The following is a 15,299-nucleotide window of genomic DNA, read 5'->3' as shown; positions in this document are numbered from 1 at the left end:
TTCACCCGCTTTTCAGCGGATTTCGTCGGGCCAATGGGGGGCCGACGAGACCTGACCGAAAGGACCGAGATGCGTCAGAGTCGAACCGCATCGATCAAACACCGGATCACTGGCATCGTCGCCGCGCTGTGCCTCGCAGTGGTCCCCGTCGTGGCCACGGCCGCGCCGGCTCAGGCCGCCAGCACCTGCGCGAGCGGCGGCAACATCGCGATGGGCAAGTACTACGTCGTCAACAACCTCTGGGGCAGCGGGTCCGGCTCCGGGTGGCAGTGCGTGTGGGACAACTGGCAGTCGGGCGACACGATCGGCTGGGGCACCAACTGGGAGTGGAGCGGGCAGTCCAACTCGGTCAAGAGCTACTCCAGCGTCGTCCTCGGCTGGCACTGGGGCTGGCAGCGTTCGGGCACGGAGCTCCCGGTGCAGCTGAGCGCCAACCGCAGCGTCCCGACGACGTGGGACTACGGCGTGACCGGCTCGGGCACCATGAACGTCGCCTACGACCTCTGGCTGCACAACCAGTCGAACCCCGGGGCGTCGAGCAATCCCACCGATGAGATCATGATCTGGCCGTACAAGTCTGGCGGCGCGGGGCCTGCCGGCACCCGTCAGGCGACCGTCAGCATCGGCGGCGGGACCTGGGACCTGTACCGCGGCTGGATCGACGCCGGCAACGGCAACGGGTGGAACGTGTTCTCGTTCGTCCGCACCTCGAACACCAACTCGGTGAACCTCAACCTGCGGGACTTCACCGGCAACCTCGTGAACCGGGGCTGGATCAGCAACAGCAAGTACCTCAGCAGCGTCCAGGCCGGCACGGAGGTCTTCACCGGCAACGGCCAGCTCAACACCAACAGCTACTGGGTAGACGTCCAGTAGCCCGCTCCCGTAGGACCGCGAAGTAGAGCGCTTGTCCGGGTCTCCCTGGGTTCCTCCGGGAAGAGTCGGACAAGCGCTCTACTTCGCGACAACTGCGGGGGCGACTGTTACGCCTGGGTCAGCGTGTACTTGGTCTGGAGGTATTCGTGGATGCCCTCGGCGCCGCCCTCGCGGCCCAGGCCGGACATCTTCCAGCCGCCGAACGGCGCCGCCGCGTTGGAGACGACGCCGACGTTGAGGCCCATCATCCCGGTCTCCAGGCGCTCGATCATGCGCTGGCCGCGCGCCAGGCTCTCGGTGTAGACGTAGCTCACCAGCCCGTACTCGGTGTCGTTGGCCAGCGCCACCGCCTCGTCCTCGGTGTCGAAAGTGGCGATGGCGAGCACCGGGCCGAAGATCTCCTCGCGCAGGATGTCGCTGCCGGGCGCGACGCCCGTCAGGACCGTCGGCTCGAAGAAGCTGCCCGCCCCGTCGACGCGCGAGCCGCCGGTGGCGAGCTCGGCGCCCCGGGCCACCGCGTCCTGGACCAGCGCCTCGGCCTTCGCGACCGCCTTGTCGTCCACCAGCGGGCCGATCGTCACCCCTGACTCGGTGCCGCGGCCGATCACGAAGTCGTTCACCGCGGCGGTCACCCTGCGGGCGAACTCGTCGGCGACCGAGGAGTGCACGATGAAGCGGTTGGCGGCCGTGCACGCCTGCCCGATGTTGCGGAACTTCGCCGCGAGGGCGCCCTTGACCGCCTGGTCCAGGTCGGCGTCCTCGAAGATCACGAAGGGGGCGTTGCCGCCCAGCTCCATGGAGGTGCGCAGCACGCCCGGCGCCGCCTGCGCCAGGAGCTTCTGGCCCACCGGCGTCGAGCCCGTGAAGGACAGCTTGCGCAGCCTCGGGTCGCTGATGATCGGCTCGGAGACGGCGCCGGAGCTGGTCGTCGTGACCACGTTGACCACGCCGTCGGGCAGGCCGGCGTCCTGCAGCAGCCTCGCGAGGTAGAGGGTGGTCAGCGGCGTCAGGGCCGCGGGCTTGATCACCACCGTGCAGCCGGCCGCGAGGGCGGGCGCGATCTTGCGCGTGGCCATGGCCAGCGGGAAGTTCCATGGGGTGATGAGGAAACAGGGCCCGACAGGGTGCTGGCTGACGATGATGCGGCCGGTGCCCTCGGGGTTCGGCCCGTAGCGGCCCGTGATGCGCACGGCCTCCTCGGAGAACCAGCGCAGGAACTCGCCGCCGTACGCGACCTCGCCGCGGGCCTCCGCGAGCGGCTTGCCCATCTCCAGGGTCATCAGCAGGGCGAACTCCTCGCTGCGTTCCTGGAGGAGGTCGAACGCGCGGCGGAGGATCTCCCCACGGGTCCTGGCCGGCATGGCGGCCCACGCGGCCGCGGCGTCGACGGCGGCGTCGAGCGCGGCCATGCCGTCCTCCGCGCCGGCGTCCGCGATGGACTTGATCGTCTTGCCGGTCGCCGGGTCCTCGACCGTGAGCGTGGCGCCGGCCGTGGCGGGCCGCCACACGCCGCCGATGAGCAGCCCGTCGGGGACGGAGTCCAGCAGGTCGGACTCGCGGGTGTCGGTCATGTGTTCTCCTTCGTGGGCAGGTTCGTGAGCGTGTTCGCGGGCGGGCTGTCCGGCTGGAGCAGTGCACCGGCAAAGAACGCGCTGAGCTCGTCCGTCGCGCTCAGGGGGAGCACAGCGGCAACGTACTGGTCCGGCCGCACGACGACCACCACGCCGCCCCGGTCGATGCCCCGCAGCTCGAAGATGTCCTGCTCGGGGTCGGTCGCGTACACCTTCTCGTGGTCGACCAGCTCGAACGGGCCCACCCGGGGCTTGAAGACCTCCGGCACGTCGGGGAACTCCACCCCGAAGTGGTCCTGCTGGTAGACGACCTTGACGTCGAGCACCGAGTCCGGATCCGTGCCGGCCGGGGTGTGGCGCAGCAGTGGCGACCCGGGTGCCGTGCCCAGCCACTCTGCCCACTCCCGCAGCGCCGAGGGCTCGCCGGGCGCCGCCGCGTCGGCGAACGCGTACACGCGCCACCGCCCGTCGGCGCGGGCGTGGTGCCCGAGGTGGGCGGGGTTGCCCTCGGCGACGCGCTCCACCGGGGCCGACTTGAACCGCTTGCCCACCGGGAAGCCGGTCGCTAGGTGCTGATGGACCGGCTCGGACACGATCATGGAGGGCTGGTACTGCGTCATGAACCCGCAGGGGAACTCGGCGGTCTTGACGTAGAAGTCCTCGAGATAGGTCGGGTCGGGCAGGTCCTCCGGGGGTGTGGCCATGAGGCGCGACCACTCCCGGTCGAAGTCGATGAGGTCCTGAGCGACGACCTGCCGCTCGGCCGAGTAGGTGGCCAGCAGGGATTCGGGTGCCCGGCCCGTGAGCACGTGGGCCAGCTTCCAGGCGATGTTCCAGCCGTCCTGCATCGAGACGTTCATGCCCTGACCGGCCTTCGCGCTGTGCGTGTGGCAGGCGTCGCCCGTGAGGAACACCCGAGGCGTGCGGAGGCCGGTGAGGTCGTCGGGCACGTCGTCGAACCCGTCGGTGACCCGGTGGCCCACCTCGTACACGCTGTGCCAGGGCACGTCCTTCACGTCCAGCGTGTACGGGTGGATGATCCGGTTCGCCCGCGCGATCACCTCGTCCAGCGACGTCGCGCGGATGCGGGCGCCCTCGCCCGGCGGCACCTCGCCGAGGTCGACGTACCAGCGGGCCAGGTAGCCGCCCTCGCGGGGGATGAGCAGGATGGACCCGCCGTCGTGCGACTGGATGGCGCACTTGGTGCGGACGTCGGGGAAGTCGGTCACCGCGAGCACGTCCATCACGCCCCAGGCGTGGTTGGCTCGGTCGCCCACGGGCTTGCGGCCGATCGCCTGCCGGACGGCGCTGTGCGCGCCGTCCGAGCCGATGACGTAACCGGCGCGCACCGTGCGCTCGCTGCCCTCCTGCGGTCCGGTGGTGTGTCGCAGCGTCACGGTGACGGGATGCGAGCCGTGGTCGGCGACGGTGAGCCCCACGACCTCCAGCCCGTAGTCCGGGGTCACCCGGGCGGGCGCCCGTGCCGCGACCTCGGCGAAGTAGTCGAGCACCCGCGCCTGGTTGACGATCAGGTGCGGGAACTCGCTGATGCCGTGGGCGTCGTCCGGCGGGACGGCGCCGCGGACGATGTTCGCCGGGTTGGCGGGGTCGGGCTTCCAGAACGCCATCTCGGTGATCCGGTACGCCTCGGCGGTGATGCGTTCCGCGAACCCGAACGCCTGGAACGTCTCGACGCTGCGTGCCTGGATGCCGTCGGCCTGGCCCATCTCGAGGCGTCCGGCCCGCCGCTCGACGACATGGGTGCGGATGCCGGGGAACTGCGCCAGCTGCGCGGCGGCGATCATGCCCGCCGGGCCGCTGCCGACGATGAGCACGTCGACCTCGTCCGGCAGCTCGGCGGGGCGCTCGAGACCGTAGCCGGCGGCGGGCTGGACGCGCGGGTCACCGGACACGTAGCCGTGATGGTGGAACTGCATCGTTCTTCCGTTCTGCTCGTGGTGCGGCTCTGCCTACGGGCGCCGGGGCCTCAGGCCCTGGCGAGACCGTAGACCGGGCTGGCGGCCTGCAGCTCCTCGTGGTCCGGCCCCAGCGGGATGCCGGTGCGGTCCCGCAGCATGAGGACCGCCGCCAGCCCGATCACCGTCATGCCCGCCAGGTACATCGTCACCGCTGTCGTCGTGCCCGTCGCCTGGACCAGGGCCGTGGCGATCGTCGGCGCGAAGGCGCCGCCCAGGATCGACCCGATCGCGTAGGAGATGGAGACTCCGGAGAACCGGATCGACGCCGGGAACAGCTCGGCGTAGAGCGCCGCCTGCGGCCCGTAGGTGAGCCCGAGGCCCACGGACAGGAAGCTCAGGCCGAGCAGCAACGAGCCGAACGTCCCGCCGTTGACCAGCGGGAACAGGGCGAGCACACCGGCAAGCTGCACCACGAAGCCGATCGCGTACGTGGTGCGCCGGCCGAGACGGTCGGACACCGCGCCCGCGAACCACGTGGACACGAGCCAGACGACGGCGGAGATGGTCACCGCCCAGAGCACCGGACCGCGGTCGAGGCCGACCGGACCTGCCGGGTCGGACGCGTACCGCTGGATGTAGCCGCCCGTCGTCATGTAGCCGACGGCGTTGTTGCCGGCGAAGACGAGGGCGGCGACGATCACCAGCGGCGTGTGCCTGCGGAAGAGCCGCAGCAGCGGCTGGCGGGTGGTCTCCGCGCGCTGGGAGATCTCGACGAACACCGGGCTCTCCTCGACGCTCCGGCGCACCCAGTACCCGATGCCGATCAGCACGACGCTCAGCAGGAACGGGACACGCCAGCCCCAGGCGAGGAACGCCTCGCCGGGCGCCACGGCGTTCATGATGCCCAGCACCCCGGACGCGAGCAGCAGGCCGAGGGGGACACCGATCTGGGGCGAGGCCCCGAACAGGCCGCGCCGCTCGACCGGTGCGTGCTCGCAGGACATGAGGACGGCGCCGCCCCACTCGCCGCCGGCCGAGATGCCCTGCAGGATCCGCAGCAGCACCAGCAGGACCGGTGCCGCGACGCCGATCTGGGCGTAGGTCGGCAGCAGACCGATGAGGGCGGTCGCCATGCCCATCAGGACCAGGGTCAGGACGAGCACCACGCGCCGCCCGTACTTGTCGCCGAGGTGCCCCGCGACGAACGCGCCGAGCGGGCGGAACAGGAAGCTGACGCCCACCGAGCCGAACGCCAGGAGGGTGCCGAGGCTCGAACCGGCAGGCTCGAAGAACAGCTGGCCGAAGACGAGGCCGGCGGCCGAGGCGTAGATGAAGAAGTCGTACCACTCGACCGTCGTGCCGACGATGGTCGCGAGGACGACGCGGCGGCGCTCGCGGGACTCGGTGGCGTGGGCCGCGGAGGCTCCGTCCGGGACTAGGCGTGACATCGCATGACTCCCTCGTCATCCGGGCCCGCCGTCGTTGGCGGGCCGGTGGTGGGCTCGGCCGGGGTGGCCTTGCCTGGTTCCCACGGACCATATACGATTTGAGATACAAAGCGCCAGAGGTCATCGAGCAGTGGACGGACCGGCGGAACGACGGGCAAGGGAGCTCATGGGTACCGACGCAAGTACCGAAGCGCAGGCCGCCGCGACGCGGACGCCGGCGGCGAGCGGTCCGTTCGCGGAGCGGCCGGGCAAGATCGTCGCCGTCCACATCGCGTACCTGTCGCGCGCCGAGCAGCGCGGACGGCGGCCCGTCGCGCCGTCGTACTTCCTCAAGCCGACGAGCTCGCTCGCTGCCACCGGAGGCGTGGTCGAGCGGCCGGCCGGCACGGAGCTGCTCGCGTTCGAGGGGGAGGTCGCGCTGGTCATCGGCAGGCCCGCCCGGCACGTGTCCGTCGAGGAGGCCTGGGAGCACGTCGCCGCCGTGACCGCGGCCAACGACCTCGGCGTCTACGACCTGCGCTGGGCCGACAAGGGCTCGAACGTGCGCTCCAAGGGCCGCGACGGCTACACGCCCGTCGGCCCGGCGCTCATCGACGCCCGCACGGTCGATCCCGCCGGGCTGCGCGTCCGCACCTGGGTCAACGGCGAGCTCGTGCAGGAGGACACCACGGACGAGGACGCGCTGCTGTTCCCGTTCGCACAGCTCGTGGCCGACCTGTCCCAGCACCTCACGCTGGAGACCGGTGACGTCGTGCTCACGGGCACGCCCGCCGGTTCGAGTGTGGTGGTGCCGGGCGACGTCGTCGAGGTCGAGGTGGACGCCCCGGCGGCCCCCGGCGCGCCGACGTCGGGCCGCCTGGTCACGACGGTGGTGCAGGGCGACGTGCCGTTCTCCGACGTCGGCGCAGGACCCAAGGTCGACGACACGCAGCGGGCGGAGGCGTGGGGGAGCCGCGAGGCGGCGGGCCTGGCGCCGGAGCCGGGTGCCGGGACGGATGCCGGGACGGAGCCGTTCGCGCTCACCGACGAGCTCGCGGACAAGCTGCGGCGTGCGCCCGTCGCGGGGCTCTCCGCCCAGCTGCGCAAGCGCGGCCTGGACAACGTGATCATCGAGGGCGTGCGGCCCAACGTGCCCGGCGCGACGATCGTCGGCCGCGCGCGGACCCTGCGGTTCGTGCCGAACCGGGAGGACCTGTTCGCCGCGCACGGCGGCGGTTACAACGCCCAGAAGCGGATGTTCGACACCGTCGGCGCCGGCGAGGTCATCGTGATCGAGGCGCGCGGCGAGAAGGGGTCGGCGACCCTCGGCGACGTCCTGGCCCTGCGCGCGCAGGTGCGCGGGGCGGCGGGCGTGGTCACCGACGGCGGCGTGCGCGACTTCGAGGCCGTGGCCGCGACGGGGCTCCCCGTCTTCTCGGGCGGTCCGCACCCGGCCGTGCTCGGCCGCCGGCACGTCCCCTGGGACACCGACGTCGCGGTCGCCTGCGGCGGTGCGACGGTGCTGCCCGGTGACATCGTCGTGGGCGACGCGGACGGCGTCGTCGTCGTGCCGCCGCACCTGGCCGAGGAGGTGGCCGACGCGACGATCGCCCAGGAGGAGCAGGACACCTGGGTCGCGCAGCAGGTGGCCGCCGGCCACCCCGTGGACGGGCTCTTCCCGCCGAACGCCGAGTGGCGGGCAAAGTACGAGGCGTCCCGGGCCCTGGCCCCTGACGAACAGGGGGAGTCGCGATGACCGGCGGCGACGGGACGGCGTCGGCTGTCGAGACCGCGTTCGCCGGCGCGCTCAGCAAGTCCCAGCTCGCGTACGACTACCTGCGCGACCGCATAGCGCTGCACGAGCTCAGTCCCGGCTACCGCCTCGTGCTGCAGAGCATCGCCGACGAGCTGGCGATGAGCGTCGTGCCGGTGCGCGAGGCGATCCGGCGGCTGGAGGCCGAGGGCCTGGTCACCTACGAGCGCAACGTCGGCGCGCGGGTCGCGATGGTCGACGAGCACGGTTACGTCGACGCGATGCAGGCCCTGGGCGTCGTCGAGGGGGCAGCCACCGGCCTGTCCGCGCCCGCCATCTCGGCCGCGGACCTCCAGCGGGCGACCGAGGTGAACGACCACCTGCGCGCGGTGCTCGACCACTTCGACCCCCACGCGTTCACCGCACTGAACCGGCAGTTCCACTCCGTGCTGTTCGAGTCGTGCCCCAACAAGCTGCTGCTCGACATGGTCCACAAGGGCTGGGCCCAGCTGTCCGGCCTGCGGGACTCCACGTTCGCGTTCGTCCCCGGCCGGGCCAGGGACTCCGTGGCAGAGCACACCCACATCCTCGACCTGATCGCCGGCGGTGCCGACCCGCTCGAGGTCGAGATCGCCGCACGCGACCACCGCTGGGCGACCATGCAGGCCTTCCTGGACGCCCGCGCCGACAGGGCAGACAGGGCAGGCAGGGCCGACAGAGCAGTGCCCCGCCCGACACCACTCAGGGAGACACCGTGACCGACGCGCCGACCAACCAGCCGACCCGCCACGTGCCGGCCGACCTGCCCGGCCGCATCCAGCACTACATCGGCGGAAAGTTCGTCGACTCCGCCGACGGCGACACGTTCGACGTGCTCGAACCGGTGACCAACGACGTCTACCTGCAGGCGGCGGCGGGAAAGCAGGCCGACGTCGACCTGGCCGTCGCCGCGGCGCGCGACGCCTTCCTGAACGGGCCCTGGCCCAGGATGCTGCCGCGCGAGCGCTCGCGGGTCCTGCACCGGATCGCGGACATCGTCGAGTCCCGCGACGCCCGGCTCGCCGAGCTGGAGAGCTTCGACTCGGGCCTGCCGATCACGCAGGCGCTGGGCCAGGCCCGCCGTGCCGCCGAGAACTTCCGGTTCTTCGCCGACCTGGTGGTGGCGCAGGCGGACGACACCTTCAAGGTTCCCGGTCGGCAGATCAACTACGTCAACCGCAAGCCGATCGGCGTCGCGGGCCTCATCACGCCCTGGAACACGCCGTTCATGCTCGAGTCCTGGAAGCTCGGGCCGGCGCTCGCGACGGGCAACACCGTGGTGCTCAAGCCCGCCGAGTTCACGCCGCTGTCGGCGTCGCTGTGGGCGGGCATCTTCGAGGAGGCGGGACTCCCGGCAGGCGTGTTCAACCTGGTCAACGGCCTCGGCGAGGAGGCTGGCGACGCCCTGGTCAAGCATCCGGACGTACCGCTGATCTCGTTCACGGGGGAGAGCAGCACCGGCCAGCTCATCTTCGCCAACGCCGCCCCGCACCTGAAGGGCCTGTCGATGGAGCTGGGCGGCAAGTCGCCGGCCATCGTCTTCGCCGACGCCGACCTGGGCGCCGCGATCGACGCGACGATCTTCGGCGTCTTCTCGCTCAACGGCGAGCGCTGCACCGCGGGCAGCCGCATCCTCGTGGAGCGGGCGGTCTACGACGAGTTCGTCGAGCGCTACGCCGAGCAGGCGAAGCGGGTAGTCGTCGGTGACCCGCAGGACCCGCGGACCGAGGTGGGCGCGCTGGTGCACCCCGAGCACTACGACAAGGTGATGTCCTACATCGAGATCGGTAGAGGCGAGGGCCGGCTCGTGGCGGGCGGCGGCCGTCCGGAGGGCTTCGAGACCGGCAACTACGTGGCGCCGACGGTCTTCGCCGACGTGCCGCCGTCGGCCCGGATCTTCCAGGAGGAGATCTTCGGCCCGGTCGTGGCGATCACCCCGTTCGACACCGAGGGGGAGGCGCTCGCCCTGGCCAACGGCGTGAGGTACGGGCTGGCCGCCTACGTGTGGACCAACGACCTGAAGCGCGCGCACAACTTCTCGCAGGCCGTCGAGGCGGGCATGGTCTGGCTCAACTCGAACAACGTGCGCGACCTGCGCACGCCGTTCGGCGGGGTCAAGGCGTCCGGTCTCGGGCACGAGGGCGGCTACCGCTCGATCGACTTCTACACCGACCAGCAGGCCGTGCACATCACGCTCGGCAAGGTGCACAACCCGACTTTCGGCAAGCAAACTTTCGGCAAGGGAGCCTGAAGATGACCGACCCGATCCCCACGCCTCTGGCGCCCGCGCCGGACATCCTGCGGTGCGCCTACATGGAGCTCGTGGTCACGGACCTGGCTGCCTCGCGGAGCTTCTACGTCGACGTGCTCGGCCTGGTCGTCACCGAGGAGGACGACGACGCGGTCTACCTGCGCAGCCTCGAGGAGTTCATCCACCACAACCTGGTGCTGCGCAAGGGTCCGGTGGCCGCCGTCGCCGCCTTCTCGTACCGGGTGCGCAGCCCCGAGGAGCTGGACCGCGCGGTCGCGTTCTACACGGAGCTCGGCTGCCGCGTCGAGCGTCGCGCCGAGGGCTTTACGAAGGGCATCGGGGACTCGGTGCGGGTGATCGACCCGCTCGGCTTCCCGTACGAGTTCTTCTACGACGTCGACCACGTCGAACGCCTCGCGTGGCGGTACGACCTGCACACCCCTGGCGCGCTGGTGCGCCTGGACCACTTCAACCAGGTGACGCCGGACGTGCCGCGCGCCGTGAAGTTCATGGAGGACCTCGGCTTCCGCGTCACCGAGGACATCCAGGACGCCGAGGGTACGACGTACGCCGCCTGGATGCGCCGCAAGCCGACGGTGCACGACACGGCGATGACGGGCGGCGACGGCCCGCGCATGCACCACGTCGCGTTCGCGACGCACGAGAAGCACAACATCATCGCGATCTGCGACAAGCTCGGCGCGCTGCGGCTGTCCGACCACATCGAGCGTGGCCCCGGCCGGCACGGCGTCTCCAACGCCTTCTACCTCTACCTGCGCGACCCGGACGGGCACCGCGTGGAGATCTACACGCAGGACTACTACACCGGCGACCCGGACAACCCCGTGGTGACCTGGGACGTGCACGACAACCAGCGCCGCGACTGGTGGGGCAACCCGGTGGTGCCGTCCTGGTACACCGAGGCGTCGCTCGTCCTGGACCTGGACGGCAGGCCCCAGCCGGTCGTCGCGCGGACCGACACCTCCGAGATGGCCGTGACCATCGGGGCCGACGGGTTCTCCTACACGCGGCCGGAGGACTCCGCCCGCGCAGGTGACGACGACGTGCTGCCGTCGTGGAAGCAGGGCGAGTACAAGCTGGGACACCAGCTGTGACGGGCGCGGGGGAGCGCACGCTGGACGACGCGACGATCACCACCATCGCCGACGAGCTGGCCCGCGCCGAGGCCGAGCGCACCACCGTGCCGCTCCTGACGGCGCGATACCCCGGCATGACCGTCGAGGACTCCTACGCGGTGCAGAACACGTGGCGCCGGCGCGGCATCGAGGCCGGACGGCGCCCGGTGGGCCGCAAGATCGGGCTGACGTCGAAGGTCATGCAGGCCGCCACGGGCATCACCGAGCCGGACTACGGCGCGATCTTCGCCGACATGGTCTTCGACAACGGCTCGGTCATCGAGCACTCGCGGTTCTCGAACGTGCGGATCGAGGTGGAGCTGGCCTTCGTGCTGCGCGAGCGGCTCAAGGGGCCGGACGCCACGGTGTTCGACGTCCTGCGCGCGACCGAGTACGTGGTGCCGGCCCTGGAGATCCTGTCGTCGCGGATCGAGATGTCCGGGCGCACCATCGTCGACACGATCAGCGACAACGCGGCCATGGGCGGCATGGTCTACGGCGGCAACCCCGTGCGCGTCGGCGAGACCGACCTGCGCTGGGTCTCGGCGCTGCTCTACCGCAACGAGACCATCGAGGAGTCCGGTGTGGCCGCCGCGGTGCTCAACCACCCGGCCACCGGCGTCGCCTGGCTGGCGAACAAGCTCGCCCAGCACGACGACGCGCTGGAGCCCGGGGAGATCGTCCTCGCCGGCTCGTTCACGCGGCCCGTGTGGATCGAGCCCGGCGACACCGTGCTTGCCGACTACCGAGAGCTGGGGACCGTCTCGTGCCGATTCGTCTGACCCTCCCGCCCACGTTCCGCGACCGCATCGCCGGCTCCGACCGGCCGCAGATCGGCATGTGGGTGTGCACCGGCAGCCCGCTCGTGGCGGAGATCTGCGCGGGCGCAGGCCTGGACTGGCTGCTGATCGACGGCGAGCACTCGCCGATCGGCCTGGAGACGACGTCGGCGCTGCTCCAGGCCGTGGCGCCGTACCCGGTCACGCCGGTCGTGCGGGCGCCGTCGGACGACGCGGTGGTGCTCAAGCAGCTGCTCGACCTGGGGGCCCAGAACCTGCTGGTGCCCATGGTCGACACGGCCGAGCAGGCGGCCGCCGTCGTACGGGCGGTGCGCTACCCGCCGCGCGGCATCCGCGGCGTGGGCAGCGCGCTGTCCCGGGGCGCGCGCTGGAACCGCGTGGAGGGCTACATGGCCGACGCCGACCAGCACGTCTCGCTGTTCGTGCAGGTCGAGTCGGTCACCGGCGTCGAGAACGCGGCACAGATCGCGGCGGTCGACGGGGTCGACGGCGTCTTCGTGGGCCCCTCCGACCTGGCCGCCTCGATGGGCGTGCTCGGGCAGCAGACACACCCCGACGTCACAGCGGCGGTCCGGGCGACCTTCGAAGCGGTGCGCGCCGCGGGCAAGCCGGTCGGCGTCAACGCCTTCGACCCGGCGGTGGCCCGGTCGTACCTGGAGGCGGGGGCGTCCTTCGTGCTGGTCGGGGCCGACGTGGCGCTGCTGGCCCGCGGGTCGGAAGCCCTGGCGGACACCTGGATCGGCAGCGGCGAGGACGAGGCAGCCGGCTAGCGGTCGACGAACGTCAGCGCCAGCAGGTGTTCGCGGAGCCGCGTCAGCTCCTCCGGCGCGGGCTCCATGCCCCAGACCGGCTGGGCGCTGACGCCGTCCGCGGCCGCGAGGACGAGCGAGAGGACGTCCTCGGGGAGGCCGTCGGCCCGCAGGTCCTCCTGCCAGCGCTGCGCGTCGGCGCGTGCGAGCTCGGTGACCGCGTCCACCGTCGACAGGTGCGCGATCACCACCAGCGCGTCGCGCGACGCCGCCGGGTCCAGCGCACCCTCGATCGACACCCGCACGTAGCCGCGCACCAGGCGCCCGGGAGCGTCGTCGTCCGAGGGGACGGCGGCCAGCACCGCGACCCGGAACCGCTCGAGCCAGTCGGCGGCCATCGCCAGCAGGAGCTCCTGCTTGCTCGCGAAGTGGTAGAGCAGCCCGCCCTTGGAGACCCCCGCGCGGCGTGCGACGTCGTCGAGGGTCGCCGAGATCCCGCGCTCGCGGACCAGGCGGCTCGCCGCGTCCAGCAGCGCGGCGCGCGTCTGCTCCGGGTCCCTGCCCGCCGTCCGACCCACTGACCAGCACCCCACCGTCTGCTCTCGACACGCATCTCGACACGCACTGCTCGGCATGGACTATAGGGCCCACCGACCGGACCCCCGACCAGAGCCTGCGACAAGAACTGTACCGGCTGGACGGTACAGTAGTCAGGTGACCGCTTCATCTCCCGCCCTCTCCACGCGCCGCCGGTGGGCCGCCCTCGCCGTCCTCGTGCTGGCGGTCGGCCTGCTCGCCATCGACGGCACCGTCCTCTACCTGGCGGTCCCGTCACTGACCCGCGACCTCGCACCGACCGCCACCCAGGTGCTCTGGATCGGCGACATCTACTCGCTCGCCATCGCCGGGCTTCTCGTCGCGATGGGCACGCTGGCCGACCGGGTCGGGCGCAAGCGCCTCCTCCTCATCGGGTCGACGGCGTTCGGCGCGGCCTCCGCGCTCGCGGCCTTCGCGCCTAGCGCCGAGATCCTCATCCTCGCCCGCCTCCTGCTCGGCGTGGCGGGCGCGACGATCATGCCCTCGACGCTCTCGCTCATCCGCACGCTGTTCCCCGAGGCGCGCGAGCGCAGCCGGGCCATCGCGGTGTGGTCGGCGGCGGCCGGTGGTGGCGCCGCGGTCGGGCCGCTGGTGGGCGGTGCGCTGCTCGAGCACTTCTGGTGGGGTTCGGTCTTCCTCGTGAACGTCCCCGTGGTCATCGTGCTGGTCATCGCGGGCGCGGTGCTGCTGCCCGAGGCGAAGGACCCCGAGCCCGGGCGCCTCGACGTCCTGTCGGTCGTGCTGTCGTTCGCGGCGGTGATGCCGCTGGTGTGGTCGATCAAGCACGCGGCCTCCGAGGGCGTGGACGCGCTGGCGGTCGGGGTGCTGGCGCTCGCGGTGCTCTCCGGCCTCGGTTTCGTGCGGCGTCAGGCCCGGCTGGTCGCCGACGGGCGCGGTCCGCTGCTCGACGTCGGGCTCTTCAAGATCCCCGCGTTCAGCGGAGCCGTGGCGGCGAACCTGATAGCGATCTTCGCGCTCACCGGCATGCTGTTCTTCTTCTCGCAGTACCTCCAGCTCGTGCGGGGCTACTCGCCGCTGGTCGCCGGAATCGCCGAGCTGCCGGCCACCATCGCGTCCATCGTCGTGGTCGTGGTGGTGGGCTGGTCCATCACGCGGTTCGGCCGGGGCCCCGCCATCGCCCTCGGCCTCGGGGTCACGGCGCTCGGCATGGTCGCGATCGCGGTGGCCGAGGGCGCGGACCACTACGCGTGGCTCGCGCTCGCCCTCGTGCCCGCCGGCCTGGGGGTCGGTCTGGCGATGACCCTGACCACCGACGCCGTCGTCTCCGCGGTGCCGCCCGCGAAGGCGGGCGGGGCCTCGGCGATCTCCGAGACCGCCTACGAGCTCGGGGTCGCGCTGGGCGTCGCGGTCCTGGGCTCGCTCGTCACGCTCGGCTACCAGGCGCGCGTCGCGCTGCCCGCCGACCTGACGGCAGATGACCGGGCGCAGGCGAGCGACTCGCTCGCCTCGGCAGTAGCGGTCGCGGGCGACCGGGCGGACGTCCTCGACGCGGCCAGGGAGGCGTTCGTCGCCTCCCTGCAGGTCGCGTGCGTGGTGGCGGCCGTGCTGACCGCGGTCGCCGCCCTGGTCGCGTGGCGGCTCATCCCGGCAGAGGGCAAGAACGCCGGGTGAGCCCTGCGGGCCCGGTCGTTGTCGACCCTGCGAAGCTGCGTCGGCTCAGTCCTGTGTGTCGACGCCGGCCCGCGGCGCGCGGTGCCGCCCGCCCCGGTGGCCGTCGGCGACCAGCCGTCGCCTGAGTCCGCGCAGCGTCCAGGAGACCTGGCGGACGTCGATGAACGCACGCGTGCAGCCGGCGCAGCCGTCCAGGTGGAGCTCGACACGGTGACGCCGGCTGGGCGCGAGGCGTCCGTGGAGGTAGTCGTGCAGGGCGGCGCGGGCGACGCGGCACTCGGGCCGGCGTGCGTTCCTGGCGCGGGTGGCGGCGGACCGTCCGGGAACCTCGACGGTGTCGGCCTGATTGGCGGGGTCGGACAGGTCGGCGAGCGCGGAGCGGAGCTGGGCGACGGCGGTCGGCTGGGCGGCGGCCGGCTTGGTGACCGGCCTGCCGACCGGTGCGGCGCCCGGCTCCGCGCGCAGCTCGTCGACCCGAGGATCGCCCGTGGTCGTCATGCGAACCTGTCCCTCTCGATGCCTGGTGTTCCGACCTGGTGACTCGGCCTG

13 protein-coding genes are annotated in these 15,299 nt (G+C 72.0%); 8 read left to right on the top strand and 5 right to left on the bottom strand.

Annotated features, from left to right (window positions below; translation table 11 throughout):
- The first annotated feature begins 69 nt into the window (after positions 1-69).
- A complete protein-coding gene (locus ACNYC2_RS15120) occupies positions 70-876 on the top strand; it encodes a GH12 family glycosyl hydrolase domain-containing protein (RefSeq protein ID WP_419702585.1) in 807 nt (268 codons plus the stop codon).
- Between the two features lie 107 nt (positions 877-983).
- Here ACNYC2_RS15120 and ACNYC2_RS15115 read toward each other — a convergent pair whose 3' ends face one another.
- The 3 genes from ACNYC2_RS15115 to ACNYC2_RS15105 are packed head-to-tail and all read right to left on the bottom strand — an operon-like array spanning position 984 to position 5,814.
- Entirely contained in the window at positions 984-2,447 is a 1,464-nt protein-coding gene (locus ACNYC2_RS15115; protein WP_419702584.1) for an NAD-dependent succinate-semialdehyde dehydrogenase, read from the bottom strand.
- Complete coding sequence (locus ACNYC2_RS15110; protein ID WP_419702583.1) at positions 2,444-4,384, bottom strand: FAD-binding monooxygenase; 1,941 nt, start codon at positions 4,382-4,384, stop codon at positions 2,444-2,446. Before ACNYC2_RS15110 ends, ACNYC2_RS15115 begins: the two co-directional genes overlap by 4 nt.
- 50 nt (positions 4,385-4,434) lie before the next feature.
- Positions 4,435-5,814, bottom strand: coding sequence for an MFS transporter (locus ACNYC2_RS15105; protein ID WP_419702582.1), 1,380 nt, complete (start codon positions 5,812-5,814; stop codon positions 4,435-4,437).
- Between the two features lie 166 nt (positions 5,815-5,980).
- On the opposite strand from ACNYC2_RS15105, the gene ACNYC2_RS15100 reads away from it, so the two are divergent.
- Genes ACNYC2_RS15100 through ACNYC2_RS15075 form a run of 6 tightly spaced genes read left to right on the top strand, consistent with a single transcriptional unit; the run spans position 5,981 to position 12,542 of the window.
- Positions 5,981-7,549, top strand: coding sequence for a fumarylacetoacetate hydrolase family protein (locus ACNYC2_RS15100; protein WP_419702581.1), 1,569 nt, complete (start codon positions 5,981-5,983; stop codon positions 7,547-7,549).
- Entirely contained in the window at positions 7,546-8,304 is a 759-nt protein-coding gene (locus tag ACNYC2_RS15095; protein ID WP_419702580.1) for a GntR family transcriptional regulator, read from the top strand. The genes ACNYC2_RS15100 and ACNYC2_RS15095 overlap by 4 nt, the downstream gene beginning before the upstream one ends.
- Positions 8,301-9,836, top strand: a complete 1,536-nt coding sequence (gene hpaE / locus ACNYC2_RS15090; protein WP_419702579.1) for a 5-carboxymethyl-2-hydroxymuconate semialdehyde dehydrogenase — start codon at positions 8,301-8,303, stop codon at positions 9,834-9,836. The genes ACNYC2_RS15095 and hpaE overlap by 4 nt, the downstream gene beginning before the upstream one ends.
- A gap of 2 nt (positions 9,837-9,838) precedes the next feature.
- Positions 9,839-10,951, top strand: a complete 1,113-nt coding sequence (gene hpaD / locus ACNYC2_RS15085; RefSeq protein ID WP_419702578.1) for a 3,4-dihydroxyphenylacetate 2,3-dioxygenase — start codon at positions 9,839-9,841, stop codon at positions 10,949-10,951.
- Positions 10,948-11,754 carry a 2-oxo-hept-4-ene-1,7-dioate hydratase gene (gene hpaH, locus ACNYC2_RS15080; protein ID WP_419702577.1) on the top strand — a complete coding sequence of 269 codons (807 nt, stop codon included), beginning with the start codon at positions 10,948-10,950 and terminating at the stop codon, positions 11,752-11,754. Before hpaD ends, hpaH begins: the two co-directional genes overlap by 4 nt.
- Entirely contained in the window at positions 11,739-12,542 is an 804-nt protein-coding gene (locus ACNYC2_RS15075; RefSeq protein WP_419702576.1) for an HpcH/HpaI aldolase family protein, read from the top strand. The genes hpaH and ACNYC2_RS15075 overlap by 16 nt, the downstream gene beginning before the upstream one ends.
- Here the strand turns inward: ACNYC2_RS15075 and ACNYC2_RS15070 are convergent.
- Positions 12,539-13,099 (bottom strand): TetR/AcrR family transcriptional regulator, encoded by a 561-nt coding sequence (locus tag ACNYC2_RS15070; protein WP_419702575.1) that lies wholly within the window; start codon positions 13,097-13,099, stop codon positions 12,539-12,541. The genes ACNYC2_RS15075 and ACNYC2_RS15070 overlap by 4 nt on opposite strands.
- Positions 13,100-13,235: 136 nt before the next feature.
- On the opposite strand from ACNYC2_RS15070, the gene ACNYC2_RS15065 reads away from it, so the two are divergent.
- Complete coding sequence (locus ACNYC2_RS15065) at positions 13,236-14,750, top strand: MFS transporter (protein WP_419702574.1); 1,515 nt, start codon at positions 13,236-13,238, stop codon at positions 14,748-14,750.
- A 45-nt stretch (positions 14,751-14,795) separates the two neighbouring features.
- Here ACNYC2_RS15065 and ACNYC2_RS15060 read toward each other — a convergent pair whose 3' ends face one another.
- The gene (locus ACNYC2_RS15060; protein ID WP_419702573.1) at positions 14,796-15,248 is read right to left on the bottom strand and encodes a zf-HC2 domain-containing protein; all 453 of its coding nucleotides are present in this window, start codon (positions 15,246-15,248) and stop codon (positions 14,796-14,798) included.
- Positions 15,249-15,299 lie beyond the last annotated feature (51 nt).

This window comes from Promicromonospora sp. NFX87, from assembly GCF_048564965.1.
Classification (GTDB): domain Bacteria; phylum Actinomycetota; class Actinomycetes; order Actinomycetales; family Cellulomonadaceae; genus Promicromonospora.
The sequence above is the reverse complement of the archived record's forward strand: the minus strand, read 5'-3'. Positions and strand labels throughout refer to the sequence as shown.

What these genes read in the sequence shown, in the direction of transcription:
- ACNYC2_RS15105 (WP_419702582.1), bottom strand. Translation starts at nt 5,814, where the DNA reads ATGTCACGCCTAGTCCCGGACGGAGCCTCCGCGGCCCACGCCACCGAG.
- ACNYC2_RS15110 (WP_419702583.1), bottom strand. Translation starts at nt 4,384, where the DNA reads ATGCAGTTCCACCATCACGGCTACGTGTCCGGTGACCCGCGCGTCCAG.
- ACNYC2_RS15060 (WP_419702573.1), bottom strand. Translation starts at nt 15,248, where the DNA reads ATGACGACCACGGGCGATCCTCGGGTCGACGAGCTGCGCGCGGAGCCG.
- ACNYC2_RS15115 (WP_419702584.1), bottom strand. Translation starts at nt 2,447, where the DNA reads ATGACCGACACCCGCGAGTCCGACCTGCTGGACTCCGTCCCCGACGGG.
- hpaD (WP_419702578.1), top strand. Translation starts at nt 9,839, where the DNA reads ATGACCGACCCGATCCCCACGCCTCTGGCGCCCGCGCCGGACATCCTG.
- ACNYC2_RS15120 (WP_419702585.1), top strand. Translation starts at nt 70, where the DNA reads ATGCGTCAGAGTCGAACCGCATCGATCAAACACCGGATCACTGGCATC.
- ACNYC2_RS15095 (WP_419702580.1), top strand. Translation starts at nt 7,546, where the DNA reads ATGACCGGCGGCGACGGGACGGCGTCGGCTGTCGAGACCGCGTTCGCC.
- ACNYC2_RS15100 (WP_419702581.1), top strand. Translation starts at nt 5,981, where the DNA reads ATGGGTACCGACGCAAGTACCGAAGCGCAGGCCGCCGCGACGCGGACG.